Here is a 1,378-nt window from a genome sequence, read left to right on the forward strand (position 1 = left end):
CGGACGCCGCCGGCACGGTCGACTGGTGCCTCGCCTCGGACCCCGGCGAGCTCGCCACCGGGCGGGCGCTGCGCCCGGACCACGTGCTCGGCGTCGGCGGGGCGTCCACGACGCTCGCGCAGGTGACGGTGCGGCAGCCGCGCGGGCGGGCGCTGGACCTCGGGACGGGCTGCGGCATCCAGGCGCTGCACGCGGCGCGGCACTGCGACGTCGTCGTCGGGACCGACGTCTCCGCCCGCGCCCTCGGGTTCGCGCGGTTCAACGCGGCGCTGGCCGGAGTGGAGCTCGAGCTGCGGCGCGGGTCCCTGCTGGACCCGGCGCGGGGGGACGAGCCGTTCGACCTCGTGGTGTCCAACCCGCCGTTCGTCATCACCCCGCGTGCCGGGGGCGGCGCTGCCAGAGGCGCCGCGGGTGGCGCCGGGCCGCTCCCGCTGTACGAGTACCGCGACGGCGGCCGGTCCGGGGACGACCTGGTGGCCGAGCTCGTCACGGAGGTCGGCGGCGTCCTGGCCCCCGGAGGGGTCGCCCAGCTCCTCGGCAACTGGGAGCACCGGCGGGGTCAGGACTGGCGCGAGCGGGTCGGGGCGTGGCTCGACGCCTCCGGGCTGGACGGCTGGGTCGTGCAGCGGGAGGTGCAGGACCCGGCCGAGTACGTCGAGACGTGGCTCCGCGACGGCGGTGCCACGCCGGAGCGCGACCCGGACGGCTGGGCCGCGGCGTACGGCGCGTGGCTCGACGACTTCGCGGCCCGTGACGTCGAGGCCGTCGGCTTCGGGTTCGTCCTCCTGCGCCGGCCCGAGGACCGTGACGTGCCCCGGCTGCGGCGCCTGGAGGAGCGGACCGGCCCTGTCCACCAGCCCCTCGGGACCCACCTCGCCGCCGCCCTCGCGGCCCACGACCTGCTCGCGGCGACCGACGACGACGCGCTGCTGGCCCGGGCGCTCACGGTCGCCCCGGACGTCACGGAGGAGCGCCATCTGATGCCCGGGTCGGTCGACCCGACGGTCGTGCTGCTCCGGCAGGGCGGCGGCTTCGGGCGGGTCGTGCGAGCGGGCACCGCGCTCGCCGGGCTGGTCGGGGCGTGCGACGGGGAGCTGACCGTCGGGCAGCTCCTGGGCGGGATCGGTGCGCTGCTCGACGTCCCGGTGGCGGACCTGCGGGCCGAGCTGGTGCCGCAGGTGCGGGACCTCGTGGCGGACGGACTCCTCCTCCCGACCTGACCGGGACACCGGACGCGCGGGCACGCCTCGACCTCCCTCGTGTCGGGGCGATCGCCTAGCGTGGGACCGTGCCGCCCACCCCTCCGACCCGGCCGCACGCGCCCCGACCCGACGGGCGCGTGCCGCCCACCATCGCGCCGCGCCGGGCCCCGACCCCG

The 1,378-nt window shown here is 78.5% G+C and carries 1 protein-coding gene; it reads left to right on the forward strand.

Features of this window, described 5'->3' with window-relative positions; all coding sequences use genetic code 11:
• The coding region (locus N866_RS18840; RefSeq protein WP_034229697.1) for a methyltransferase at positions 1-1,220 on the forward strand (1,220 nt) is incomplete at its 5' end.
• Between the last annotated feature and the right edge of the window lie 158 nt (positions 1,221-1,378).

This window comes from Actinotalea ferrariae CF5-4 (assembly GCF_000603945.1).
GTDB classification, from domain to species: Bacteria; Actinomycetota; Actinomycetes; order Actinomycetales; family Cellulomonadaceae; genus Actinotalea; species Actinotalea ferrariae.